The 25,469-nt window shown below is 29.0% G+C and carries 30 protein-coding genes; 22 read left to right on the plus strand and 8 right to left on the minus strand.

Going from position 1 to position 25,469, the window contains the following annotated elements; all coding sequences use genetic code 11:
• Positions 1-172: 172 nt before the first annotated feature.
• Complete coding sequence (locus H9661_RS13875) at positions 173-475, plus strand: four-helix bundle copper-binding protein (RefSeq protein WP_423738989.1); 303 nt, start codon at positions 173-175, stop codon at positions 473-475.
• A gap of 82 nt (positions 476-557) precedes the next feature.
• Here H9661_RS13875 and H9661_RS13880 read toward each other — a convergent pair whose 3' ends face one another.
• From H9661_RS13880 to H9661_RS13895, 4 genes are all read right to left on the minus strand, one after another.
• A complete protein-coding gene (locus H9661_RS13880; RefSeq protein WP_191769409.1) occupies positions 558-1,238 on the minus strand; it encodes a ferritin-like domain-containing protein in 681 nt (226 codons plus the stop codon).
• Positions 1,239-1,404: 166 nt separating this feature from the next.
• A complete protein-coding gene (locus H9661_RS13885) occupies positions 1,405-2,031 on the minus strand; it encodes a DUF2812 domain-containing protein (protein WP_191769411.1) in 627 nt (208 codons plus the stop codon).
• Positions 2,032-2,087: 56 nt separating this feature from the next.
• A complete protein-coding gene (locus H9661_RS13890) occupies positions 2,088-2,759 on the minus strand; it encodes an epoxyqueuosine reductase (protein ID WP_143318395.1) in 672 nt (223 codons plus the stop codon).
• A gap of 74 nt (positions 2,760-2,833) precedes the next feature.
• Positions 2,834-3,073: a hypothetical protein gene (locus tag H9661_RS13895; RefSeq protein ID WP_191769413.1), complete on the minus strand. Its 240-nt coding sequence runs from the start codon at positions 3,071-3,073 to the stop codon at positions 2,834-2,836.
• Between the two features lie 247 nt (positions 3,074-3,320).
• On the opposite strand from H9661_RS13895, the gene H9661_RS13900 reads away from it, so the two are divergent.
• Together H9661_RS13900 and H9661_RS13905 are read left to right on the plus strand one after the other, a co-directional pair.
• A complete protein-coding gene (locus tag H9661_RS13900) occupies positions 3,321-4,820 on the plus strand; it encodes a carboxylesterase/lipase family protein (RefSeq protein WP_191769415.1) in 1,500 nt (499 codons plus the stop codon).
• Between the two features lie 10 nt (positions 4,821-4,830).
• Positions 4,831-5,391, plus strand: a complete 561-nt coding sequence (locus H9661_RS13905; protein ID WP_191769417.1) for a TetR/AcrR family transcriptional regulator — start codon at positions 4,831-4,833, stop codon at positions 5,389-5,391.
• A gap of 18 nt (positions 5,392-5,409) precedes the next feature.
• Here the strand turns inward: H9661_RS13905 and H9661_RS13910 are convergent, their stop codons facing one another.
• On the minus strand, positions 5,410-5,628 hold the full coding sequence (locus tag H9661_RS13910; RefSeq protein ID WP_143318400.1) for a DUF2922 domain-containing protein: 219 nt from the start codon (positions 5,626-5,628) through the stop codon (positions 5,410-5,412).
• Between the two features lie 34 nt (positions 5,629-5,662).
• Complete coding sequence (locus H9661_RS13915) at positions 5,663-5,887, minus strand: DUF1659 domain-containing protein (RefSeq protein ID WP_143318401.1); 225 nt, start codon at positions 5,885-5,887, stop codon at positions 5,663-5,665.
• A gap of 200 nt (positions 5,888-6,087) precedes the next feature.
• On the opposite strand from H9661_RS13915, the gene H9661_RS13920 reads away from it, so the two are divergent.
• Complete coding sequence (locus H9661_RS13920) at positions 6,088-6,288, plus strand: hypothetical protein (protein WP_191769419.1); 201 nt, start codon at positions 6,088-6,090, stop codon at positions 6,286-6,288.
• Between the two features lie 85 nt (positions 6,289-6,373).
• On the opposite strand, the gene H9661_RS13925 is transcribed toward H9661_RS13920, so the two are convergent.
• Positions 6,374-6,559, minus strand: a complete 186-nt coding sequence (locus H9661_RS13925; RefSeq protein ID WP_191769421.1) for a YvrJ family protein — start codon at positions 6,557-6,559, stop codon at positions 6,374-6,376.
• A gap of 67 nt (positions 6,560-6,626) precedes the next feature.
• Complete coding sequence (locus H9661_RS13930; RefSeq protein WP_191769423.1) at positions 6,627-7,022, minus strand: hypothetical protein; 396 nt, start codon at positions 7,020-7,022, stop codon at positions 6,627-6,629.
• Between the two features lie 204 nt (positions 7,023-7,226).
• Here H9661_RS13930 and H9661_RS13935 point away from each other — a divergent pair, with 204 nt between their 5' ends.
• The 18 genes from H9661_RS13935 (at position 7,227) to H9661_RS14020 (ending at position 25,468) form a co-directional block, all read left to right on the plus strand.
• Positions 7,227-7,466, plus strand: a complete 240-nt coding sequence (locus H9661_RS13935) for a hypothetical protein (RefSeq protein WP_191769426.1) — start codon at positions 7,227-7,229, stop codon at positions 7,464-7,466.
• A 113-nt stretch (positions 7,467-7,579) separates the two neighbouring features.
• Positions 7,580-8,458 carry a hypothetical protein gene (locus tag H9661_RS13940; protein WP_191769428.1) on the plus strand — a complete coding sequence of 293 codons (879 nt, stop codon included), beginning with the start codon at positions 7,580-7,582 and terminating at the stop codon, positions 8,456-8,458.
• A 114-nt stretch (positions 8,459-8,572) separates the two neighbouring features.
• Complete coding sequence (locus H9661_RS13945) at positions 8,573-9,124, plus strand: helix-turn-helix domain-containing protein (protein ID WP_191769430.1); 552 nt, start codon at positions 8,573-8,575, stop codon at positions 9,122-9,124.
• Positions 9,125-9,400: 276 nt separating this feature from the next.
• Positions 9,401-11,395, plus strand: coding sequence for a methyl-accepting chemotaxis protein (locus H9661_RS13950; RefSeq protein ID WP_191769432.1), 1,995 nt, complete (start codon positions 9,401-9,403; stop codon positions 11,393-11,395).
• A 376-nt stretch (positions 11,396-11,771) separates the two neighbouring features.
• Positions 11,772-13,604 carry a hypothetical protein gene (locus tag H9661_RS13955; protein WP_191769435.1) on the plus strand — a complete coding sequence of 611 codons (1,833 nt, stop codon included), beginning with the start codon at positions 11,772-11,774 and terminating at the stop codon, positions 13,602-13,604.
• Positions 13,605-13,626: 22 nt separating this feature from the next.
• Complete coding sequence (locus H9661_RS13960) at positions 13,627-14,115, plus strand: hypothetical protein (RefSeq protein WP_143317709.1); 489 nt, start codon at positions 13,627-13,629, stop codon at positions 14,113-14,115.
• Positions 14,116-14,337: 222 nt separating this feature from the next.
• Positions 14,338-14,568 carry a hypothetical protein gene (locus H9661_RS13965; RefSeq protein ID WP_191769437.1) on the plus strand — a complete coding sequence of 77 codons (231 nt, stop codon included), beginning with the start codon at positions 14,338-14,340 and terminating at the stop codon, positions 14,566-14,568.
• A gap of 47 nt (positions 14,569-14,615) precedes the next feature.
• On the plus strand, positions 14,616-15,806 hold the full coding sequence (locus tag H9661_RS19415) for an RHS repeat-associated core domain-containing protein (RefSeq protein WP_341480432.1): 1,191 nt from the start codon (positions 14,616-14,618) through the stop codon (positions 15,804-15,806).
• 43 nt (positions 15,807-15,849) lie between these two features.
• Positions 15,850-16,113 carry a hypothetical protein gene (locus H9661_RS13975; protein ID WP_191769439.1) on the plus strand — a complete coding sequence of 88 codons (264 nt, stop codon included), beginning with the start codon at positions 15,850-15,852 and terminating at the stop codon, positions 16,111-16,113.
• 378 nt (positions 16,114-16,491) lie between these two features.
• On the plus strand, positions 16,492-16,680 hold the full coding sequence (locus H9661_RS13980; protein ID WP_143317713.1) for a hypothetical protein: 189 nt from the start codon (positions 16,492-16,494) through the stop codon (positions 16,678-16,680).
• Between the two features lie 103 nt (positions 16,681-16,783).
• Positions 16,784-18,091 carry a hemolysin family protein gene (locus H9661_RS13985; protein ID WP_191769441.1) on the plus strand — a complete coding sequence of 436 codons (1,308 nt, stop codon included), beginning with the start codon at positions 16,784-16,786 and terminating at the stop codon, positions 18,089-18,091.
• 406 nt (positions 18,092-18,497) lie between these two features.
• Positions 18,498-19,577 carry a hypothetical protein gene (locus H9661_RS13990; RefSeq protein ID WP_191769443.1) on the plus strand — a complete coding sequence of 360 codons (1,080 nt, stop codon included), beginning with the start codon at positions 18,498-18,500 and terminating at the stop codon, positions 19,575-19,577.
• A 299-nt stretch (positions 19,578-19,876) separates the two neighbouring features.
• Entirely contained in the window at positions 19,877-21,322 is a 1,446-nt protein-coding gene (locus H9661_RS19420; protein WP_207729687.1) for a hypothetical protein, read from the plus strand.
• Between the two features lie 8 nt (positions 21,323-21,330).
• Complete coding sequence (locus tag H9661_RS14000; RefSeq protein WP_143317715.1) at positions 21,331-21,678, plus strand: hypothetical protein; 348 nt, start codon at positions 21,331-21,333, stop codon at positions 21,676-21,678.
• A gap of 105 nt (positions 21,679-21,783) precedes the next feature.
• Positions 21,784-21,900, plus strand: a complete 117-nt coding sequence (locus H9661_RS19700; protein ID WP_143317778.1) for a deaminase domain-containing protein — start codon at positions 21,784-21,786, stop codon at positions 21,898-21,900.
• Positions 21,901-21,912: 12 nt separating this feature from the next.
• Entirely contained in the window at positions 21,913-22,248 is a 336-nt protein-coding gene (locus tag H9661_RS14010; RefSeq protein WP_143317716.1) for a hypothetical protein, read from the plus strand.
• A gap of 581 nt (positions 22,249-22,829) precedes the next feature.
• The gene (locus H9661_RS14015) at positions 22,830-23,849 is read left to right on the plus strand and encodes a Wadjet anti-phage system protein JetD domain-containing protein (RefSeq protein ID WP_191769445.1); all 1,020 of its coding nucleotides are present in this window, start codon (positions 22,830-22,832) and stop codon (positions 23,847-23,849) included.
• On the plus strand, positions 23,846-25,468 hold the full coding sequence (locus H9661_RS14020; protein WP_143317718.1) for a hypothetical protein: 1,623 nt from the start codon (positions 23,846-23,848) through the stop codon (positions 25,466-25,468). Before H9661_RS14015 ends, H9661_RS14020 begins: the two co-directional genes overlap by 4 nt.
• The last annotated feature ends 1 nt before the right edge of the window (position 25,469 follow it).

A 25,469-nucleotide genomic window follows, 5' to 3' on the forward strand; every position in this document is an offset into this window, starting at 1 on the left:
ATTCTTTAAGATAGCAAACTTAACTAATAATTATTATAATGGATTATCTTTACTAACTATATTAAGTTTAATGGTTCAATTAACGTATTGATTGATCTATTAGCTGAATAGATAAATTTAACTTAGGGATAACAAGTATGTAAGTAATTTAATCTAAAGGAGTGTGTTTCAAATAGGAGTAGCAACTATGTTAACAAACAAATATCAAAAGTGTATTGATGAATGTAATAGGTGTTTACAAGCATGTTATGAATGTTTTGAGGCGTGTATCAATGAACCTGATTTAAATGCAAGAAGAAGTTGCGTGAAAATCCTTGTTGAATGTGCAAAAATGTGTGAAATGTCAACAGGAATTATGTCTATGAATGGTCAATTTGCAAAAGAACATTGTAGTATGTTTGCAACAATATGTGATGCATGTGCAAAAGATTGTTCTATGTTCAAGGATGAACATTGTCAGAAGTGTGCTGATTAATGTAGAAAAATGGCTGGTATGTAATAAATTGAAATAATTAGATAAGTAATTTAAACATGTTACTTATCTAATTATTATATTTTTAATAGAAGTGGGTAGATTTTCTGTTTATATCTTGACTTTCAACTATTTCTAAAGCTTCTAAAGGTCTTTTGCCTAAACCAATAAGTATTCCTGATAATATATATTTTCTTAATAAAGCTTCAGGAGTAATATTACCACTAATTTCTGCTAAACCTCGACTAACTAGTGGTTTAATGTAACTTATCCAACTATTTAGATTTAAATTAAATGTATTTGGTGAAGTATAATTATTATTAAATTTACTATTTAATGTAACTAAATAATTTAGCTTTGAGACATTATTTGTTTTATCTACTATTATTTGAGATATAATATCTCTATAAGAACCAAAGGGAAATTTGTCTTTAATAAACTTGTAATATTCCACTTCTTTCACTTCTCTAGGAAATGCTGCTTTAATACCATCAAGATATGATTGTGGCATTAGTAGTTTTTCTGTAGCCTGAAATGAAATGTCGACTCCTGAAAGTTCTCTATATAATTTTCTAAGAATCTGAGCATGTAATTGTTTGTTATATTTAATTGAATTTATTATTTCTTTTTCTTCACGAGTAGGTGCTATTTCAATAAGATAATCATAATATACTATATCTTCTCTTTCATTAAGAAATGATTCATTTAGACTAGTAAGGATATTTGTGAAATCTATATTGGAAACTGTATTTTCAAATTGTTCCATAAATAATATTAGTACTCCTAATAGTGATTACTTATTTCCATTTTATTGCTATCAATTCATTTTTGTTCCTTTAAAATATAAAAAAACATTCAGTAAGTATTCTTTCTCATAATTTATAGCTTCATTATTAAATTGTCTATCTTAATGTGAGGGGGCACAAAGCATATTATTTATATAGATTTTCATTATTTGAATATTTTTTAATAAGTTTTATATATTTGTAAGAATTTATTGTAAAAAAACCCACTAGCGGTAAAAAAATAATACAAGCTATGATTAAATTTATATTAGTATAATCTTTGAAAACAAAACTTACAATAAGCAGTAAAATTAAAAATGTATTAAAGAAAAGAAATACATTTCTTATATATTTAAAATATTTAATAGTTTCTTTTAGGTTACTATGGATTTTAAATGGGATATCATCATTCTTCTTTTCCAAGATTAACAGTTCACGATTTATCATGCCTGGATTGGTAGCAATTGTTGCCTTAGTGTTTGTATATGGTCGTACTCTTATTTCTCCAATTGAAAACTTCCCGAGGTTTATATTCTTTTCAAAAGAATTTATATTTAAGCTAGTTAGAAAAGAACGATATTCTTGCAATTCTTTATAGGTCTTATTTATAACAAGTTCAATTTTATATTGATATTCATTTGGCTGACATTTTTCAAAATAATAACACAATTGACCAGTCTTAATCAATCTATATCCTTTGGATGCCATCTCGTTAAGCCAATTTTCTTGCCCGTCTAAAAAATTAATGAAATACTTATATGCTTTTTTATACATTGAGAACCTCCTTTAAAGTTATCATTCATAAATATCATCCTTTCAAAAGTACTTATTTATAGACCCAAAGACATTGGACAATTAATTCTGCACTTATTGCAATTTACAACCCATAAGCCTCTATCATTACTTCCATAAGCACATTTTCTACAATTCTTTTGAGTTACATGATTTTCATTTATAGCCTTACCTGGGCAGTTATCAATGCATATTCTACAGCCTTTTAGACATATATCCCTAGCTGGAGGATCAGATGGTAAATCTAAGTTAGTTAAAACAGCACCAAGGGTAAGCATATTTCCGTACTTACTATTTAATAGCAATGTATTCTTACCAAGAGTTCCTATTCCAGCTAACACAGCAGCATGTTTCATAGAAAGTGTTCCTTTACCTTCCAAGTTTTCTTCATCCCAATAATCATATGGATTATCGCATGGAATTGGTACAGCAATAGCATTAGGTATTTTTTCTAGTTCATTAGAACCTAAGTATGCAATTCTATCTATTTCGGTAAGAGCTACATTATTAAATTGTCTATAAACTATTCTTGGATTTACATTTGCTAAACCTTTTGGTATTTTCTTTGCAAAAACAATAACTGATTTACAATCAGAAAATATATCTTTAGGGTGGAACCCTTCTGGTGAATTAACAAATAAGTCAACGCTCGCAACACCACAAAGATCTGCACCGAGATTTATAAAAATTTCTTTGATTTTATCTTTCATAGCCAAAACTCCCTATATAATATAAATATTTACAATATATAGTATATTGTACCATAGATATAATCTTTAAAAAGTTAATCTTTCTTAATAAAACAAGTTTTTAGGCTTTTAAGTATCCAAACCAAAGCAGAAATAAGTACTATTGCAACTGGAACTATAAATAAAACTTCTAAAATTAGATCAAAAGGAAAAGCTATTGTTTCTGAGACAAATGAAAAGAACTGATTTTTAACATAAATAAATTCATCGGTTGAGCCAAGGACTAAAGTTAGTAACACAAGTAGGGAAATTAATTTTTTTATATCTATAGACATAATTTTTTACTCCTATTCTTAGTCTTTTGTGAAACTTTGCTTGTATTATAAAATATGAACATTTTGCTTTAAATACTTAATGTTTTAATTAACTAATTTACAAATCGATGAAAAGTGTTGTTTAAATAACACTTTTAAAGCAAATTGCATATTGTCTAGCATCATAAAAGATAATATAATCAATACAAATTAGCTAAATTGAATGAGTGATAGTTATTAATATAGTGGGGGATGGAGGAGAATATAGATGAGTATTAAGGTTAATACAAAGTATGGAGTAGTAAAGGGAATGGTAAAAAAACAGGTAAGTTGTTTTTTAGGAATACCATATGCTAAGGCTCCTATTGGAGAACTTCGTTTCAAATCTCCACAGCCTCCAGAGAGTTGGAGTGGGGTAAGAGATGCTACAAAATTTGAGAAGAATTCTATCCAAGTATCTAAAGAAAAGAATTTCAACAATTTAAGTGAGGATTGTTTATATTTAAATATCTGGGTTCCTGATACAGATAATAATAATCCTTTACCTGTAATGATGTGGATTCATGGAGGTAGTTATGCAAAAGGCGGAGGCGGTAGACAAGATTCATTAGGTGCAGAAAGTATTTATGATGGAGAAATACTGGCGCGTGATACTGGCTGTATTATAGTATCAATTAGTTATCGGTTGAATGTTTTTGGGTTTCTTAACCTTTCAAATTTTGACTCTTATTTTGAAGATAATCTTGGCTTAAAAGATCAATTAGCAGCATTAAAATGGATTCATAGTACAATTAGTGATTTTGGAGGAGATCCTGAAAATGTTACAATATTTGGGCAATCAGCAGGAGGTGCTAGTGTACTAGCATTATTAGTAATACCTGAAGCATCACCATATTTTCATAAAGCAATTGTACAAAGTAGCTGCATAGAATCTTTCTATACACCTGAGGAAGGAGAAGAAATAGCTTCTGAGTTTCTAAAATTAGCAGGTATTGATAAAAATCATATAAAAGACTTATTAAATCTTGAATATTCAGAATTAATGGATGCAGCTATAAAATTAGATGATTATGTACATACTAATTATTTTGGTCGTTGCACTTTCTGCCCAGTGGTTGATTTAGACTTTCTACCAGTTCTTCCTTCAAAGGCAGAGTTCAAAAATATAGGAAAGCCACTCTTAGTTGGAACTAATCATGATGAAGCAAATTTATTTTCACGATTTTTTAAAGAATCAGCCTTAAAAAAGCCAACTATAACAGATGGATTATTACATAAGGTAGATGAAGTGAGACGTGAAGAGCTATTTAAGAAATATAAAAAGTATCCATCTATAAAAGCATTTGCTGAAATTACAACAGATGTCATGTACACAATACCTGAAATACGCCTTGTTGAAAAATACTGTAAGCATAATGATGTATATGTTTATCGTATGGATTATTATTCTCTTATATTAAGATTCCTTGGACTTAAGGCTTGCCATGCCGTTGAAGTGCCAATGCTTTTTGGAAATTTAGCTGCATTTAAAGTGCCAGTATATTTTGGTAGTTCTAAAAATGCAGCCGCTTTAGGGTTACGTATGCGCAGGTATTGGGGGGAGTTTGCTCATACTGGTGTCCCTACTTTAAATGGTATGAAGAAATGGGATAAATATGATTTGAATACTAGAATGACAATGATTTTTAACAAAAATGATTCTTTAATATCTGATCCTGATAAAATAAAAAGGGAAATGTATAAAGATATTAATACCTTGTTAATTTAGGAGTAATTATATGATGAAAGATAGAAGATATAGACGTACCCAAAACCAACTGAAAAAGGCAATAATAGAGCTGTTAAAAGTTAAAAATATAAATCAAATTTCTGTTCGTGAGCTATCTGAAATGGCAGATATCAACAGAGCAACTTTTTATCTACATTATAAAACTCCATATGATTTATTAATGCATTTAGAGGATGAACTTTTCAATATACTTTTTTCTGCATATACAAATCATGATATAAAGGATCAATATGATTTTTTGCTTTCAATTTACAAATGCATCAGTAACAATTATGAATTGTTAATAGTCCTTCTTAACCCTAATACAGGAAGCACATTTTGGGACAGGTTAAGTAACTCAATTAAGGAGCAGTATAGCTATCTATGGTCACCTCATTTAAGATCATTATCGGATAATCAAATAAAGTATCTTGGTACCTTTATCATAGATGGATATATTTCTGTAATAAAAACCTGGTTATTAAATGGAATGGAAGAATCACCAGAAGAAATGGTTAAGTTATCTAAGAGTTTTGAATATAAAATACATGAAAAAGGATGTCCTAGATAAATAGGACATCCCTTTTAATTAAGCTACATCAAGTTTAGTAACTTGTCTCTGAGTTAAAGTAGCTCCAGATTTGCCAGTTAAGGCACCATTCTTAGTTAAGAAAATATTCTTAGCTATAATAGTATCCATTAAAGTACTTGCCTCAGCCTGAGTTATTGTTCCCTTAACCCCTTCTATACTTAGAGAAGTTTTTTGGCCATTAGCACAAACAAATGTTAAAGATAAGATATATTCCATAGATTATCCTCCTTTCTTATGATTTTAAGTTAGCTTAAGCACTAACTAAAGTTGAAGATTCTGAAACAAAGAAATCTCTAGTTTTAACATTTAACACATTTTTAATTGCAGTAGCTACATCATAAACATTTTGAGAAGCTGCATCAGTTCTTACATTAGAAAAAGTCTTTTTCTTGTAAGTAGTGTTACCAGAAGAATCTTTGCCACTTTCTATCTCTATTTGTAGAGAAGAAGAGCTAATAGTTTTAGTAACTGCCATTTTGTTTTCCTCCTTTCCTGCGTTTTCATATAAGATATATACAAAATTCACTAAAAAACCGAGTAAGCAACAAAATTTTCTTTTTTTATTAGATTCATATATTATGGATTCTGATGGTAAATATTGTGGTAGATTATTTCATGTGATAAAATGGAAAAAAACAAATATGATAAAAAATGTAGAATAAGGAGAAATTTTAAATGAAGGAAAAGCTAGATAATATCCTTTTAAGTAATATGGATCCACAGTTAGTAATGTATTGTACTATTGCTAGCCTAGTAATTGGAGTGATTCTTCTATTTGTTGGATTTTATTTAAAGAAAAAAGGAAAAAAGTGGGGCACAGTAATTTCATTAATTGGAGTTCTTGGTGTTGCTATTAATGCAATTAGATTAATTTAGGTAAGCTTTTGATTATTTGACTACGAAATTATTTGATTAAATTATAAAGGGTAATAAGCATGGTTTTTGTTTATTACCCTTTAGATTATGCTGCATTATTATCATCATTATCAATAACAACTCCAAGCTTTGTAGAAATAATTGTATTAAGTTTATTAATTGATGAAGACAAGCCATTGATTTGTTTTTCAAGTCTAATAAGTAAGTAGGCTGAAACTGCTACAGGAAAACCTACATTACCTATTAGTCCTATAAAATCATTAACTTCCATAAAATCACCTCCTTTAGTTAAGTTATATTCTGAATTTAGTGAAAGTCTTATATTAATTTAAATAATTTTATTTAACTATGCGGTCATAATATTCAGTAATAGCTGTATCTACTATAATGCTAACGAAGGCATTTAAGTCATGATGAATACTCTTAAGTTCATTAATCTTTCTAACAGTAGAAGCCCTTAGCATATAAGTTCTTTTTACATCTAAAAATTCTCCATCAATAGGTGGAGCAGAGCCATTAGCACCTGGTGTTCTCCTGTTATCATAAATTTCATTGGTAATAGGAGAAATTATAGCTTCCTTAGCTGTGGACATAATATTAGTATCTTCTGAAAAGTCAAAGGCTGCTACACATTTTCCTTTAGGTTCAATAAAACCATCACTAAAACATTGGTGTTCTAGCTCCTCATAAGCTAAATCATCTTTGCTCATAACAAATTCTTTTTTTCGCCCCATAAATTCACCTCCTCCTTAAAGATATATGTAAAAAAAGTAGATATTCTAATATTCTTTTATGGAAATATTCTTATATTCCTGTATTCTTAAGAATATGCTGGTAAAATGCGGCTTTTGAGAATTTTTTTGTGATTATAATGAGTTTTTTTAGGAAAAGTTATATATCTTTTATGAGTAAAAAATTTTAAGAGGAGTGAATTTTAAATGGAAGATGAAATCAAATTTAGGTCAGAGGATTTTAAAAGCTATGATAGGAAGGAGATAGCTTTAGCCATTAGAAACAGCAATTATGATAATGAAATTGTTTGTTCTCTTTTGGATGAGGAAATATTAAGTGATTGCACAAGCTGCTCACTAAAAAAGATATGTAGTGATATAGATAAAATATCAAAATCCTTTAAAGAAAGGACAAGTACTGTTGTTAAGTCATTTCAATTTGAGTGAAAAAGATCTTTGGTTGGGTTAGTACCTTTGGTGCAAGCTCATTTTTTATTAGAATATACACTAAATTAGTGTATAATAAAAAATATGTTTTAACTATGAGGAGGAGAAAGTAATTGAAAATAAGAATGTTCCATGATGTGTTTCATGTGAAATTAAGCATATGGTTTAAGCTAGAATATATAAAAATAGTACTTTTAACTAAGAGATCTTTAAGGTGTAAAAAAAGAATATTAAATTATATACTGCAATTATGGCCTGTTATATTTTGTTTAGTAATATATGTGTTATTAGCTTATACAGTTAATGGTGAAAAAGATTTCTTAAAAACAATGTGGCAAGAAAAGTCAGTTATATTTACATGTTTGATTTTAGCATTATCAAATAATTTGGTGCAGGGAGAGAAGAAGAGAAAAAGTATATTAATTAAAAAACATGCATTATATGTAGATATGATGAGATTATATGAAAATGAAATTTTAAAGATCTGTAAGTATATGGGGTATGAGCACGGGGAAGACATGATATTCTATACTTCTAAAAGGTGGAAGCGCATTGATGTTGCTGTGAGAAATTTTATTAATAATGAAAACTTTTCTAATATGTTAATGCAGAATTATAATAATATATTAAAAGAATTTGAATACTTAGAGTATATAACAAGAGATTTAAGCAGAGACATTCTTGAATATAAATTAGAAAAAGATAAATTAATGTTTGATATAGACATGGTTTTAAATATTATTATGAATAGCAAAAATAAGCTTCAAGAAATACACTACGATGTATCAGAAGGAAGGAATATTGAAGAGTGTGACATTTGGAGATTTGTAGAATTATATGCCCTTATGATAATGTATATAGGCTGTTTTGTTGATAGTTTAAGAAGTGTATGGAGGAAGGATATAAATCTTACTATTAAAGCATATAAGTTGTTATCAATTGAAAATGAAGATAAGATATATAACCATTATAGAAGTAAGATATTAGAATGAGTTATTTTATAGAATGCAAATACAAGTTGCTAATTTGCAATTGTTGGTTGGTGTTATTTTAGTGTAAGACCTATTATAATTTACACATAATAACAAAGAAAAGAGGTAGAAGTCATGGGCTTTGCAGAAAATTTGAAATCAATTAGGAAGGAAAGACACATTTCACAAGAAGAGGTAGCAGAAATAATGGGGGTAAGTCGCCAAGCAGTTTCTAAGTGGGAGCAGGGAAGTGTTTATCCAGAAATGGAAAAGCTGCTTCTTTTGGCTAAAGAACTTAATTTATCTTTAGATTATTTAATGTTAGGTGAGAAAAGTTCCAATGAAAACAATAAAACTATATCCAATAATATAATTGTACCAACAGGGAAAATTACAATTAAATCATATGATGGAAAAGCAATTGTTAACTGCTATAAGGTTTTAGCGTCACCTGTGATGTACAAAGCAAAAAATGATGAACCTAAATATTGGTTGATTGGTGTTAATAATGGAGCATTTTGGGGAGAAAAATCAATTTTACTTGGCTGGTATGCTGATGAAGAAAAGATAAAAAAGGAAATAGATGAAATTGCAGAAGCAATTAATAATGGGGTACAAGCATATGAATTAAAATATGCAGTAAAAGTTAAGAATAAAATGTTAAGAGTAAAAATAGATGAAGAGTAGCTTGGCTTTTAGGTGATGTACAAGAAATTATATTTTTAGAATTAATATAATTAAATAAATTGTAGGGAAGGAAAATACATGTGTATTTTCCTTCTTTGTATTTAGTGACTTAATTAATCCAATTTGGGATAATTAAGAAAAAAATAGCGTTAATTGTAGAAATATGATACAATACCCATGGCTCAAAATTATTGCAGAAATTAGTGGGAACAAAGGGGGAAAATACAATATTAGCAATAATATTTGACAATGCATTAACTTAATTAGGAGGAAACGATGAAAAGTATTAAAACAAAACTGATATTATCTTTAGGGGTGCTAATAGGAATTATATGTATAGGATTAGGTGTAGTTTCATTTGTAAATTCATCAAAGGCATTAACATTGAATTTAGGAAAAACTCTTCCTAACATTGCAGAACAAGCAGCTAGCAGCATTCAAGGAAGAATTGAAGGGCATCTAAGTTCATTAGAGGCTATTGCAGCAAGAAACGAAATAAAAGATCCTAATAACTCATGGGAAAATAAAATGCCAATTCTTTTAGATGAATGCAAAAGAATAAAAGGCATTAGGATGGAAATTGTAGATAAGAATGGGGATATTAAGAAAGCGGATGGAACAACTGCTAATGTTAAAGAGAGAGCATATTTTAAAAATGCACTATCTGGTAAAAGCAGTGTGTCAGATCCAATAATAAATAAGTCTGATAAAACTGTAGTAGTTGTGTATGCAGTTCCTATTAAAAACAATAATGAAGTTGTAGGAGTGCTAATTGAAACAACAGACGGTAATAAATTAAGTGAATTAACTAACATGATTAAAGTTGGGGAAACAGGCTATGCATTTATGATAAACAAAGATGGTGTAAACATAGCTAGTAAAGATAAAGACAAAGTAATTGATATGCATAATCCAATTGAAGAAGCTAAAAATGATCCAACTTTACAATCATCAGCAGAAAATGAAAAGAAAATGATTAAAGGTGGAAAAGGATTAGGTGAATACACTTATCTTGGAGTAAAAAAATATGTAGGGTATGCTCCAGTAGGAGATACTAATTGGTCACTAGGAGTTACAGTAACTAGAACAGAAATATTATCAGAGTTAGATAGCTTAAAGATTTCTGTTATGATATCATCTATAGTATTTATATTAATTGGATTAGCGATTCTTTATATAATTGCTAATAGTATATCTAAAGGAATAAAATCAACTTCAAAACATTTAGAATTATTAGCAGGAGGAAATTTATGTGAAGAAGTTCCGCCTAAATATTTAAAACTAAAAGATGAAGTTGGGGATATGACTAACTCAATGAAGGTAATGCAAGAATCCCTAGGAAATATGATTAGAAGGATAAAAGAAAATTCTTCAAATATTAATATGCAATCAGAAAGCTTATCTTCTGTTTCAGAAGAAATAGCAAATGTATCGCAAAATGTTACAGAAGCAATATCTGAAATTGCAAAAGGGACAAGCAATCAATCTGAAGATTTAATAAATGTAACAGATATCCTTAATGAATTTAGTAATAAGTTATCTGAAATGGTTACTGAAATACATGTTGTAGATTCAAATTCTAGAGAAATAAGTTTAATGGCAAATGATAGCAGTAGTGAAATGAACGGATTAAATCAATCAGTAATAAATGTGAGCAATTCATTTAAAGAATTTTATCGTAAAATCATGGCACTTGGAAAAGATATAAATGAAATAAATGAAATCACAAATTTAATAAATAATATTGCAGAGCAAACAAATTTATTAGCACTAAATGCAGCTATTGAAGCAGCTAGAGCAGGGGAAGCAGGAAAAGGATTTTCAGTAGTTGCAGAGGAAATAAGAAAACTTGCTGAACAAGCAAAAACATCATCAGAGGATATTAGTAAATTGATTAATGCAATATCTAATAATACTGATACTATAGTTCAGGAATCAATTACAATGGATGATGAAATAATGAATCAAGCTAAAACTATAGACAATTCAATAACATCTTTCAAGAAAATAATACAAGCAGTAGATGAAGTAATTCCTAAGATTGAAATAGTTAAAAATTCTGCTGAGGATATAGATAATGATAAGAATGCTATTTTAAATAGAATAGATGGAGTATCTTCAGTTTCAGTTGAGATTTCATCATCTTCACAGGAGATTTCTGCATCATCAGAAGAAATGAATGCTTCAACAGAAGAAGTATCAGCAGCAGCACAAATGCTTAACAATATGACAAGTGAAATGATTGAGGAAGTAAATAAGTTTAAAGTTTAATATGGAAGAATTTGAATAGGAAAATAGGGCCTGATTTTGGGCTCTATTTTTTGTATGTGTCTTAAACTTCAGAGATGACGAAAGTGAAATATATTTACAAAATTGAGATATAAGAGTAAAATAGACAAAGGGATTGGGAAAAACTAGGGAATTACAATTAAGCAAACGATATTGAATTTATCAAGGAATTAAATTAAGATGAATGGAGATATAGTATGCTTAAGTTAAATAATAAAGAAATAAAGACTTATTATATACAGGACAAGCATCTATTGAAGGATAAAGTGGGAGAAACTCATTTTGTTTTAAAAAGAGATGTTGTGTCCTTTTTTCATTCCGCTGTGCATTATGTTAAGTAGCTTAGGAGGAATGAAATGTGATAAGTGATATAAAAGTAAATTACGGGGTAATAGGAGATCTAAGGGATAAAATAGCTACATATAAATCAGCAATTGAAACCATGGAAGAGTCATTAAATAATATAAATAGCAGGCTTGAGACCGAAAACAGCGGGGAAGCTGTAGCAGCGTTAATAAGTAAGCATGAAGACTTAAAAGGTGATATAAGTGCCTGCAAGGGAGAACTAGAGGATTTATATAAACTTTTTAGTGGTTTCCATGATGAAATGACAGGAATAATACATCCCATGAGTTATGGGGCTATTATGAGAGTAGACAGAGATGATATATGGTGGAACATGCAGTCAATAATAGGTGCCTGTACTGCAATAGGAATCATGAGATACAATGTTTCAACCTATAGAAGTTTTCCAAGTTTCTCGGACAGTAAAGAAGAAAAAGAAAATCAAGAAAGAAATTATAGAAAAATAGAGGAAATTTGGGATATAATTAATTCATATAAGAGTGGATTTGATTCCGAAATAGATTATATGAATAATCTCTTTAATAGTAAAGTAGTCCCATATGAAGAGATGGACAATAATTATGCCAGCAGAGCCCATGAAACATATACGAGATATGTAACTACATGGGAAAGAATAGTGGATGGAATTATAGATTTTTCTCAAATGGTAGGAAACTTCGTAGACGGAGTGATAAAATCAGTAGAAGATTTAATTAAAGGACTAGTTGGACTAGTTAAAGGCGTTTTTGTATATGCTGTAGGTGCCGTAGCTGTTGTAATATCAAAAGTAACTGGAGATACTCCAGACTGGCTTAAGGGAGCAGAAGAAGACTTTTATAAGGATAACGAAATGATAAAGGCTGTCCTTGATGATCCTTCTATCATAGTCGAAGGGATAGCACAACAAGTTTCTGATGCAAAGGATGAAAAGGGATTAGCTTATTGTACTGGATATACAGCTGGACTTATAGCACAGATGGTACTGCTTAAGAAGGTTAAAGGTGGTAGTGGTGCTGAGGGAGTTAGTGAAGCTAGAGTAAAATATCTTGAAACTTTAAAAAATGGATTAGTAGATGATGATGCTTGGAAGAATTTGTACAAGCATGCTGAAAAGAATGATATTGATTTAGGAACAAAATCCTTTGAATGGAAGTTACAAAAAGTTGAAGAACTTAAATCAGAAATTTTAGCAGATAGAGATTTAATGTCAATAATACAAGAAAAAGCAAATAACTTATTGAAATTATCTGACAATAGATTAAGCGATGCTATGGCTAGTGGTTACAGCGCTGAAGATTATTATAGAGTTTTAAATCAAGAAAAAAGTGGCATAAGAGCTAAGGAATATATGGAATCACTTGAAAATTCAAACTTAGTTGATGAGTGGCATAATAATTTCTACGGAAATGATAGTAAGTATGTTATAAGTTATATGTCTAAAAATGATTATATTAAGTTTGTTTTAGATGGAAGATCAATTGGTAGACCAGGGGCAAATGGTGGTCAGTTTGTTTTGCCGGAATTAACAGCAAATTCTATAGAAACAAAATTAGCTGATTTAGGGTCTATAGAATCTTCAACTACTGAATTTAAAAGACAATTAGCAAAAGCTTTAGGTTTACCAGAGAATACTTATAATTTCGGAGTTGTTAGAGTTCAAATTCCAATAGATTCAGATATAGATTTACGAATAGTAAGTGGTGTAGAAGATGGTTGTAATTATCAATGGGTTCCAGGAACCAAAACTTTAGGTGGTACTAGAGAAGGTATAATAAGACAGATATTAGAAAGTAAAGATAAAGATTTATATGAGCAAATTATTAATAATTCGAAGGTTGGAAACTAACTCAATATAAAGGAGGATAAAGATGGAAGATGATATTAATAGAAAAAGTTTATTACTTGCAATAAAGAGAAATGAACTTGATGATTTCCTAGTAGGAAGAGGAGTATATTCTTTTGGATTTAATCCATATAGGCCAGGAAATTCTATGTTAGATTTAGATAATGCAATGCCAGAAATATATAAATACCATATTGATGAGCCAGATGAAAGAGTAGATATATTGTTAGAAAAGACATTATTAGAATGGCTAACATGGAAATCAGGAATAGGTGTATATGCAGTGTTTTTAGTATTAAGTTATCAGTTAAAAATGGAAAAATTGAAAAAATCTCCATTCAGTATAAATAAAAAAGAGATAATTAGAGAGTTAAGGAAAGATGCTCTTACATATGAAGGTAAACTGAAAAATCGCAAGGAGTATGAAGGAGAAAATTTAACAGAAGGATTATGGGAGGCTATGCAACTTGAAAATGAAAGAAATATTAAGGATTATGGAATAGAAATCTTATAATTTTTCAAGAAATTTTATATAGACTTCAATAAATAGAAAGAGTTATTTATTGAAGTCTTTTACAATTCGTAGAAGACTGAGTAGCAGGTGGAATATGAATTCAATATCAGCTTCCATTACCAGTAGATATCTTAGAAGAATTAGGATTGCTAAAAATAATAAAGTAAGGAGAAAAATATTTATGAGGATAGAAGAAGCAAAAAAATAATTGAAGAAGAGGAGTTGGATAGGTATAAAAAGATAACATCTGATGGAATTGATATAGTAGAAAATCAAATTGGTATTCTCGAAACAAAAGATGGTTGGCAATTCTTTTGTATAAATGAAAGGGGCGGGGTTGAAGTTATTGAAAAACATAAAATAAAAGAAGATGCTATTTCTCATATGATAGAGGGATTAAGGGTTGAAAAAAGAATTGCTGAAAGACGATTAATGAGAATGAATAAAATATAGTAGGAAAGAGTCTTTTATAATTTTTAAAAGATATTTTAATCAATGAGATTGAAAATACTTTTTATGATAAGGAAGCAGATTATTATTTTCTTCAATCAAGAATGTATGATCCAAGTGAAGGAAGATTTATTCAAGAAGATAGCTTCCGAGGAAATAGCAAAGATCCGTTAAGTTTAAATCTATATACTTATTGTGTTAATAATCCGATGGTGTATGATGACCAAAATGGACATTGGACTGAATGGATAAGTAAGGCATGGAATGTTGCTAAGGATATAGCAAGCAGTGCATTGAATGGAATTAAACAAGCAGCAAATACTGTATGGGGTGGTCTTAAGTGGATAGGAAGTGTTGTTAGAGATGTTGCTAAAGGACTTTTGTCAGTCGCAGATGAGTTTAAAAATGATATTGCTTCAAGGATTAAATCTCTTAAAGATGATTGGAGTAATATAAAGGATAGATATACTAATCTTATGAATCAGCATAAAAAAGTTAATGAGATAATTCAGGTGACAAATCAAAATAAAGATGCGGCAGTAAACTTTTTTAAACAAATTAATGTTCAACAATTACTTTCAGGTGGAATAGCTATGGCTGTAGGAATTGAATCAATGAGTGCTGGAGGGGGAGCAATGGGCGCACCTGTACCTGGAGGACGTATAGCTGGAATAGGATTACTTGCATTAGGTGTATCTAGCTTCCTATATGGAACTGGTGAGGTTATAGATTCAACATTTCATACAAATCCAATAAAAGATATGGCAGAAAAGCTAGGAATGTCTGAAGAAGATTACAATATGCTAGGCTTTATGAGTACATTTGGAAGTTCTGTTGGAGCTGGTGCGGTTTCACCTTATATATCAAATGGATCAACCCCTAATGAATCAGCAGAAGCTGAGGCAAGCGAGGGGGCGGCTGAAGCTCCAAAGTACAAATTTGGTGACCAGAAAAAGTTCGATAAGCATTTTGATAAGCATGTAACAAGACAAGGCGAGTTTGGGAATATTACACAAGATGAATATTTACAAAAAGCTAATACATTTATAGATTCAACTGGGAAAGATGTACTGACTAGAACTAGTTCAAATGGTGATATATTGAAATTTAATACAACAACAAATGAGTTTAGCATAGTTACTAAAGATGGGACGATAAGGACATATCACAAGCTGGACCCTAACATCCATGGGCAGGGGACTAATATGGACTATTGGAATGGACCAGATTGTAATTATTAAGGCAAGATGTCTTTGACTATTAGATTTGAGAGGAGGCCGAAAAATGAATAAGTATACTTGCCATGTGTGTGGCTACCCCAATTTAGATGAACCACCACGTGGTATTGATGGTAAAATACCTTCATTTGATATTTGTGACTGCTGTGGTGTGGAGTTTGGGTATGAGGATACTAGTGAGGCTAATATAATCAGATACAGACAGAAGTGGATTGAAGCAGGAGGGGAGTGGTTTTGCAAAGAAATGAAACCAGCAGATTGGGATATGAAAAAACAATTAAAAAATATAGGTGTAGATATAATTGATTAATTGAAATGTGGATTGGAAATATTTTGCTGCAAAACACTAACAAAACTAACTGCAATACTTCTAGAGTTGAGCAGATCAATACTCAAAAGCTGATTTTGATTAACTGCAAGATTAGATTAGTAAACAATGGCTGACTACAGAATTTCAATAATGCAGTAAGTAGTAACAAAAGTAAAAATCAAATATATATCATAGTAATAATGAAGGCTAACGCTGATAAAAGGCGTTGGTCTTTTTTCTATATAATCAAAAGAAAGGAGCAAATAGGCATGATAAATGAATTGGATTTGATACTGGTGAAGTTATTGGTAAAATATTAGGTAGAGAAGATATTTGCAAGTAGAAATACCTTGAGAAGATTAAAATATACTAGGCTTTATGGTCACTTTTGGAGGTTCTGCTAAAGCTAGTGCAGTTTCACCTTATATATCTAATGAATCAAAAGGAGCTGCTTCAAGTGAGGCGGAGGGTGAATCTAAAGTTACCGCAGGAGGCATCGAGTTTAGCGATAAATTTAGCAAACCTCAGTACAAAAACCAAGTTGCTATTAGAATAATAAAAATATAGTTTTAATAGGCTTAGTTTAAGGATATTTTTATTATATAAGAAAATACTATTTATTAATAAGAAAATATTAATTATAGTAATTACTCTGGAGGAAGATGAACAAATGGTTGTTTTTATAAACGTTGTTATTGTCATTTTGCTTGTATTTATGAACGGTTTTTTTGTTGCTGCTGAATTTGCTGTAGTAAAAGTAAGAAAATCTAGAATAGAAACATTAGTGCTTGAAGGGAATAAAAGTGCTAGATATACTTTAAAGATCGTTAATGATTTGAATTCATATTTATCCGGATGTCAATTAGGAATAACCTTAGCATCTTTAGGATTAGGATGGGTTGGAGAACCAGCGGTATCAGAGATGTTAATGCCACTGTTTAATCTATTCAATCTTTCAGAAAGTGCTGTACATTCGATTTCATTTGTTTTAGGTTTTTCCATTATAACCGCTATGCATATTGTACTTGGGGAGTTAGTACCTAAATCTTTAGCTATTATAACTGCAGAAAAGGTGGCAATGTACACATCTCTACCTTTAATTATGTTTTATAATTTAACGTATCCAATAATGTGGGTTTTTAACAATACTACTAATTTAATTTTGAAAACATTTGGATTTTCTTTAGTGGATGAACATGAAGCAGCACATACAGATGAAGAAATAAAGTTATTAGTTGAAGAAAGTTATAAGCATGGATTAATAGATAAAACTGAATTGACTTTTGTAGATAACATATTTGATTTTTCAGAGACAACAGTAAAAGATATAATGATTCCTCGTACAGATATGGCCTGTGTTTACATAGAAGATTCTTTTGAAGATATTATAAAATATACTTTAGATGAACAATTAACTAGATATCCAATATGTAGAGAGAGTAAAGATAATGTTCTTGGTTTTGTACATATAAAAGAATTATACAAAATGAAAATAGATGGGGAAAATCAAAATATAGAGGATATTATTCGAGAAATTAAATTTGTTCCAGAATCTATGTCAATAAGTGAGTTGTTAAAGTTATTTAAAAATGAAAAAGTTCATATGGCTATAATTATTGATGAATATGGTGGAACTTTTGGGCTTGTGACTATTGAAGATATTTTAGAAGAAATAGTTGGTGAAATTCAAGATGAGTTTGATGAAGAAATGGATGAGATCAACAAAAAGGAAGATGGAAATTATATAGTAGACGGAAAAGTTCATATTGAAGATATAAATGAACTATTAGAGATAGAAATTAAAGAAGAAAATATTGATACTATAGGTGGATGGGTATATTCACAACTAAAATCATATCCAGAAGTAGATGATAAAGTTATCTATAAAGATTATGAGTTTATTATATTAAAGTGCACTAGAAAAAGAATAAGCAAAATTTTAATTAAGAATCGTATACTTACAGCGTTAAAGGATTGAGAATTGCGACAGAAAGAACTTTCTAAAAGTGAAAAAATTTGAATCATAGCAATAATCAAGGCTAACGCTGATAAAAAGGCGTAGCCTTTTCTACTTTCCAAAGCACTTATCTTATTGTTATTTTCATTGTTTTGGTTATAATGAAAATATATTCAATGATTATAAGTCTACCTATTTCTACACTTATATTTAATAAAATTTATCCTCAGCTTGTAGCACATGTACAAAGTTATATGTTTGTAAAAATTAAGCTATTAAGTTATTTAATAATGTTTGTAATTTCAATTTTGACATATTGCATATCTAAAGGGATTTTAAAAAGGCATTTATATAGTGTTAAACTTAGTGAAATATTAAAAAATAGAGAATAGATTTATTATAAGAAAGAATTTAAGGAGGAATAAATATGAATAATCCTTTTATGGAAGGTGGATATTTATCTTCAAATGTATCTATAAATAAATTGTTTATTGAGAAAATGCCAACAAATAAAGTAAAACAAGACTTACAAGGTAAAACTGCAATGGACATATTTTCTACTGAACTATTTATAAATGAAATCAAGAAAAATTCCAAAGATTTAAAGTTAGATATTAATAATCTAGAGGAAAAGATGTTCCCACAGTATTTAGATAATCTATTGCAAAGTGATGATTTATTAGTTAAGAAAAAAGCAAATAACATTGTTAGATTATTTGGTGAAAGTCTTGGAGTTATTTTGCTAACTTTAAAGAAAGCAGAAAATGAGAATAGACTTAAGAGAAAGGATTGGGGAGATAAAGAATGGGAATTTTGGAGCACTATAGAGAACATAATTTTAGTAGGTGGACTTGCTAGTTCAAATATAGGTGAAAGTTTTAAATATTATATAGAAAAGGTATTTAAAGATTCTGGTGAAAAGAGTTATAATATTATGCTAATTAAAGACTCATCTAATATTGGGATAAAAGGTTGCGCAGCATATATTAAAGGTGTTTCTAAGGGAAAAACATATCTGATTTTTGATTGTGGACAAACTTTTATCAAGAGAAGTCTAGTGAAAATTGATGATAGTGGAGTTAGAGATATTAGAAATTTAACCAAGGTTCTATCTAAACATGTGGAGTGGAATTTTAAAAATATAGAAGAAGAAAGAAATGAGGCAGGTAATTTACACAAACACATTCTAAATACCATTCTAGATACAGTAGAAATTGCAAAAGAAGAAGAAAATGATAATATAGGTGATACTATAGTAATTAACATAGCTAATTATGTTAGAAATGGAGCATTTGTAAATAGGGGAGGCTACGGAAAGCTAAGGTTAATAGCCCATGATTGTGAAAAATATTTGTCTTCTGTATTATATGAAAAACTTAAAAAAAGCTTTTGTATAAAACTAGTGCATGATGGAACTGCAATGGCTAATGCATTTTTAGATTATCCAAATTCAGTTTGCATATCTTTAGGAACTGCATTTGGAGTAGGGTTCCCAGTAAAAAATTAATACAAAGTGAAATATATTTACAAAATTGAGATATAAGAGTAAAATAGACAAAGGGATTGGGAAAAACTAGGAAATTATAATTAGGCAAACGATATTGAATTTATCAAAGAATAAAATTTAGATGAATGGAGATATAGTATGCTTAAGTTAAATAATAAAGAAACAAAGACTTATTATATACAGGACAAGCATCTATTGATTAATAAAGTGGGAGAAACTCATTTTGTTTTAAAAAGAGATGTTGTGTCCTTTTTTCATTCCGCTGTGCATTATGTTAAGTAGCTTAGGAGGAATGAAATGTGATAAGTGATATAAAAGTAAATTACGGGGTAATAGGAGATCTAAGGGATAAAATAGCTACATATAAATCAGCAATTGAAACCATGGAAGAGTCATTAAATAATATAAATAGCAGGCTTGAGACTGAAAACAGCGGAGAAGCTGTAGCGGCACTAATAAGTAAGCATGAAGATTTAAAGGGAGACATAAGTGCCTGCAAGGGAGAATTAGAAGATTTATATAAACTTTTTAGTGGTTTCCATGATGAAATGACAGAAATAATACATCCAATGAGTTATGGGGCTCTTATGAGAGTAGACAGAGATGATATATGGTGGAATATGCAGTCAATAATAGGTGCCTGTACTGCAATAGGAATTATGAGATACAATGTTTCAACTTATAGAAGTTTTCCAAGTTTCTCGGACAGTAAAGAAGAAAAAGAAAATCAAGAAAGAAATTATAGAAAAATAGAGGAAATTTGGGATATAATAAATTCATATAAGAGTGGATTTGATTCCGAAATAGATTATATGAATAATCTATTTAATAGTAAGGTAGTCCCTTATGAAGAGATGGACAATAATTATGCCAGCAGAGCTCATGAAACATATACGAGATATGTAACTACATGGGAAAGAATAGTTGATGGAATTATAGATTTTTCTCAAATGGTAGGAAACTTCGTAGACGGAGTGATAAAATCAGTAGAAGATTTAATTAAAGGGTTAGTTGGACTAGTTAAAGGTGTTTTTGTATATGCTGTAGGTGCCGTAGCCGTTGTAATATCTAAGGTAACTGGAGATACTCCAGACTGGCTTAAGGGAGCGGAAGAAGACTTTTATAAGGATAACGAAATGATAAAGGCTACCATTGAGGACCCTTCTATTATAGTTGAAGGAATAGCTCAGCAGGTTTCTGATGCAAAGGATGAAAAGGGATTAGCTTATTGTACTGGGTATACAGCTGGACTTATAGCGCAGATGGTACTTCTTAAGAAGGTTAAGGGTGGTAGTGGTGCTGAGGAAGTTAAAGATTTTTATAGAAAAAATCCAGCAGATCCAATAAGAGATGTCTTAGGTTCAGGGCTTAAATCTAATCCTGCAGAGTGGAATAAATTAATAAATGCTATGAAGGATAATGGGGTAGAAATAGTATATAGAGATGGTACAATGGCGTATTCACCAGGGCTGGTTCCAGGTGAACCAGGACAGTTGATAATAGATAAAAACGCATCAATGAGTGCCTTGATACATGAATATCAACATTATTTAGATGATTTAGCTAGTGGATTACCAGGAATGAGGCAGTTATATGAACAAAATCCTAGAGTGATAAAGGAATTACGTGCATATATGAAAGAAATTAAAATTGCGGATGAACTAGGTTTGAAAGATGTATCTTCGCAATTATGGGAAAACTATAGACAAGAACGAGAAAGTATACTTAATTTATTCAAGGAGTGATAAATAGAATGGGTAATAGTAAAATAATAAAAAAGATTCAAGAAGGAGAATATGTTAATGAACAACTTCAAGAATTTTTAGAAATAAATAATGTTTTTGTGTTAAGTAATACAATGAAAGAAATTGTTAAACTTCAATATAAAACAGATAGTATAATAAAAAGGTTAATAGAGATAAGTGATTATAGGGAAAGTTCACATGTTTTGATTGGAGTTTATACAATCGGACATTTAGCTATTGCGACATTATTAAAACTAGGTTTTAATGAAGAAGATTTAGATTGCTATAATAGCCTTGATGAGTATGAAAAAAATATTGTTTTAAAATTGGTCGAAGGATATGAATATGTAATATAAAGGTCACATCAATATATTATAAAAGATTAGCTAAATACAATCCATTATTGCAATAATATAGTGAAAAGATGAAATGAATCAGTCGGAATTTAAGTAGGCTGGTTCATTGTTTTTAAGCGATTAGATGATTTATATCCTTGTCCTAGTTGCAAATATGTTATAGAACAATTTATGAAAAAATATCCTAATATTCAAGTTGAGATTATATATAAATTAAATTAAGAGGTGTAAAAAATGATTAACTATTATAAATTAAAATACTTAATTACAGAAACATTTTATGAAAATATTTTAGAAGAAAAATATACAATTGGGCAATCTGCAGGAAGATGTTTTGTTGAGTTTTATAATGAATTAAATTTAAATAATATTGAATCTCTAATAGTATATAGTACAGTACTTGCAAGAGTAGCAAGACATGAAAAAAGTGTACTTAATTCATTGGGTAAAGAGTTAGAAGAAATGAATAAATTACTTGTTCAAAATGATATTTTTAACAATATAAGTGATGATGAAGTTGAAGCTTTAAAGGAAGACATAGATTATGTGAATTCTAAAGTTAATAAATAGATAGGGTTAAAATACGGTATTTTATATCTAGAAAAATAATATTAAATAATTTATTGAAGATCCATTAAAGTTAATGTTGAAGAATAGTGCATAATTGCAATGATATAGTAAGGGATGAATCAGCTTAAATTTAAGTAGGCTGATTCATTATTTTTCTATCATAAGAAAGAATTATTTATTGGAGATAAAAAGAGAGCTTGTTTAATGATATTCTCAAGAATATGCTGATAAAATGGGGACTTATACGGATTTCATTAAAAAGCTAGGATAGCATCACATGACGACATAGTAAAAGCAGAAATAATATTAAAAGATTAACGCTGATAAAAAGCTGTTAGTCTTTTTTTATTGCCGTAATATTAAAACACCTAAGGAACAATTATTATTACGACTTTAAAGTTTTCATCCATGTTACGAAAATCCAATATAAAAGTTAAAGTTGGAGCAAATTATAAAGTTATTGGAATCTTTAACTATTTATAATAAAAATCTGATGGTATAATTTAAGTAAATATTGGATTAATAACATATATGTGTAATATTTGTATAGATGTAGCTTGTAATTAAAAGAAGGTGAATGTATGAAGTTAACTGATAAATTCAAAAAGAAGAAAATAACTTTAGATGAAATAAAAGATACCTATAACATAAAGGAATATTTGGAGTTGTATAAATTAATTAATAGATTGATAGAAGAAAATGAAATAGAACCTATTGAAGCTAGTGGTGGAAACGGTAAAAAGCCTGCTTTATATTCTAGATATAAATTAATTGAGAAAGAAAAAGATAATTCCGAGTTTATAGATGAGCTAAATTTTAAAATATACAGCAAATTGGATATTTCATATTATAAAAGCAACCTTGATAAATATAAAGAGAATAGAAAATACATATTACAATTAAGTGATTTTCTTAAGAATAAGGTACAATTATTAAATAGAGCAGTATCAATGAATGAAAGATCTTTTCAGATATGGGGTAGGGAGAAGTTTATCCAGAAGGAAAAAGGGAAAACTATATTAAAAAATTTGAAGGTGGATTTAAAGCTTCTAAATTACTACGACACTTCAGAACCTTTGGCATATTATTCGAAGTCTAAGAAACAACCTCAAAACATATTAATCTTGGAAAACAAAGATACTTTTTATACTATGAGGAAATACTTAATAAATACAAAGAATAGTATTTTTGATATTGACATAAGTACAGTTATTTATGGTGGTGGCAAAAATATTCGAAAGACTTTTAAAGATTATAAAATCTCTGTAGAGAATTATCTTTCTAATAGAGATAATGTTCTTTATTATTTTGGTGATTTAGATTATGAAGGAATATTAATATATGAAGGATTACTTTTTTGCTATAAAGATAAATACGATATTCGGCTTTTTAATGTAGGATATGAAAAAATGATAAATAAGGCAATAGATGAAAAATACGATTTACCTAAAACTAAGGAAGGGCAAAACAGAAATCTAAAAGGAGAATTTATCAAAGAATTTAGTGAAAAGTACAAGGTCAAAATAGAAGAAATATTAAAGAATAATTTGTATATTCCACAGGAAATTTTAAATATATGTGATTTGATGGAGGAAGAATGAAGTTAGATTTTTTAAATCAGCAATATGAACGTATGAAAAAAATAGGTGCTTATTCTTTATTATTTAGAAATAGTATTTCTAAAAGAACTTTGGATAAGTATGGTTTTACAGAGGGATATGAACAAGATAATTTAATAATTTCAGTTTTGGTATTTATAATGGAGCAATCATTAAAAGAAGAGCCATGCACAATTGATGATATAGCTGTTTTTATAGATGAAGTGAATAACGTATATTACAAAAAACAAATTACCTTTGAAGATAGTAAAGAAATCGCAGAATTTATTGTTAATACAGTATTGTGTAACGAAGGAAAAGCTATGTATTTTAAAGCCATGAATTTTAAAAAGGGTGATTATGAAGATATAAATATTAGCTTTTTGAAGAATAAAATTGATTATATAGAAGATGTAAGACGTGTAGTTTATAGAATCAGTGAGGATGGATATGAGCTTATTTTATCAACTTTAGAAGTAGAAGAAAGTTTAAAGATAACTATAAAAGAAATAATTTTCAAGTTACATTTACAAAAAGCTTCATATGAAAAAGCAGTTGATGATATAAAAGATATCTTTAGAAATATGAAAAGCAGAATTGAAAATATGGATGAGGATATTAGAAGAATAAAAGAACTTCCATTAAGTTACTCTGTTGATGAATACAAGAAAATTACTGAAGGAAATTTAGAAATATTAAGAGACAGCAATAAAAAGTTTCAGTTGCATAGAGAATCAATTGAAGATAACATTAAAGAATTTGAAAATAAGGAAATTAATATCAGAGACTTAACTGAAGAAGAAGAAGAAAATCTAAAAAATTTAAGAGTTATAAATGAGTATTTAGGCAGAACAATAGATGAAGAACAAAAAATTTTATTAAAGCATTATGATTTGAAAGAAATATACAGACAAGAACTTGAAAACATATCTAAGATGTCTCTTATTGAAAGATTTGATTTAAAAAAAGAACTATACAATAAGATATTGGAAAATCCTAAACTTATAGGGAGCATTGATAGATTTTTAGCTCCTCTTTTCTTAAAGGAGCCTATAAAGAGTTACAATATAAATAAAGCATTTACATATCAAACACTTATAAAAGAAATCCCAAAAGAAAATGATGAAACATTACTAAATTTTGCAGAAGATGAAAGTGAAGATTGGATTAATAAGAAAAAGAAGGAAAGGATAGAAAAATGCAATGTAGTTATAAGTACTATATTAGAGTTAGCATTAGATAATGGGAAAATAACATTAAAAAATCTAGCTGAGCTTACGCGAATAAGTGAAATCACAAAAACTAACCTTTTACCTACAGTAGAGATTTTTAGAGAAGTAATGGTAGAAATGATAAAGTCAAGAGAGATAAATATTAAGGAACTCAAAGAAGAGAGAAAAAGTTTTATCGATAATGGAGAAATAGAATTTCAGCTTAATAAATCAATTTTAGAGATAATGGATTTAAATCCTAGGTTTCAAGCTATACAAGATATAAAAATAAATAAGCTAGAGAAAAATGAAAACATAAGAATAGAAAATATAATTGATGAAAATGGAAACTATAAAAATTTTATATGTTCAGATTTAAGTTTTGAAGTAATAACAAAGGAGGGGAGATAAG

Origin of the sequence: Clostridium cibarium, from assembly GCF_014836335.1 — a bacterium.
Lineage (GTDB): Bacteria > Bacillota > Clostridia > Clostridiales > Clostridiaceae > Clostridium > Clostridium cibarium.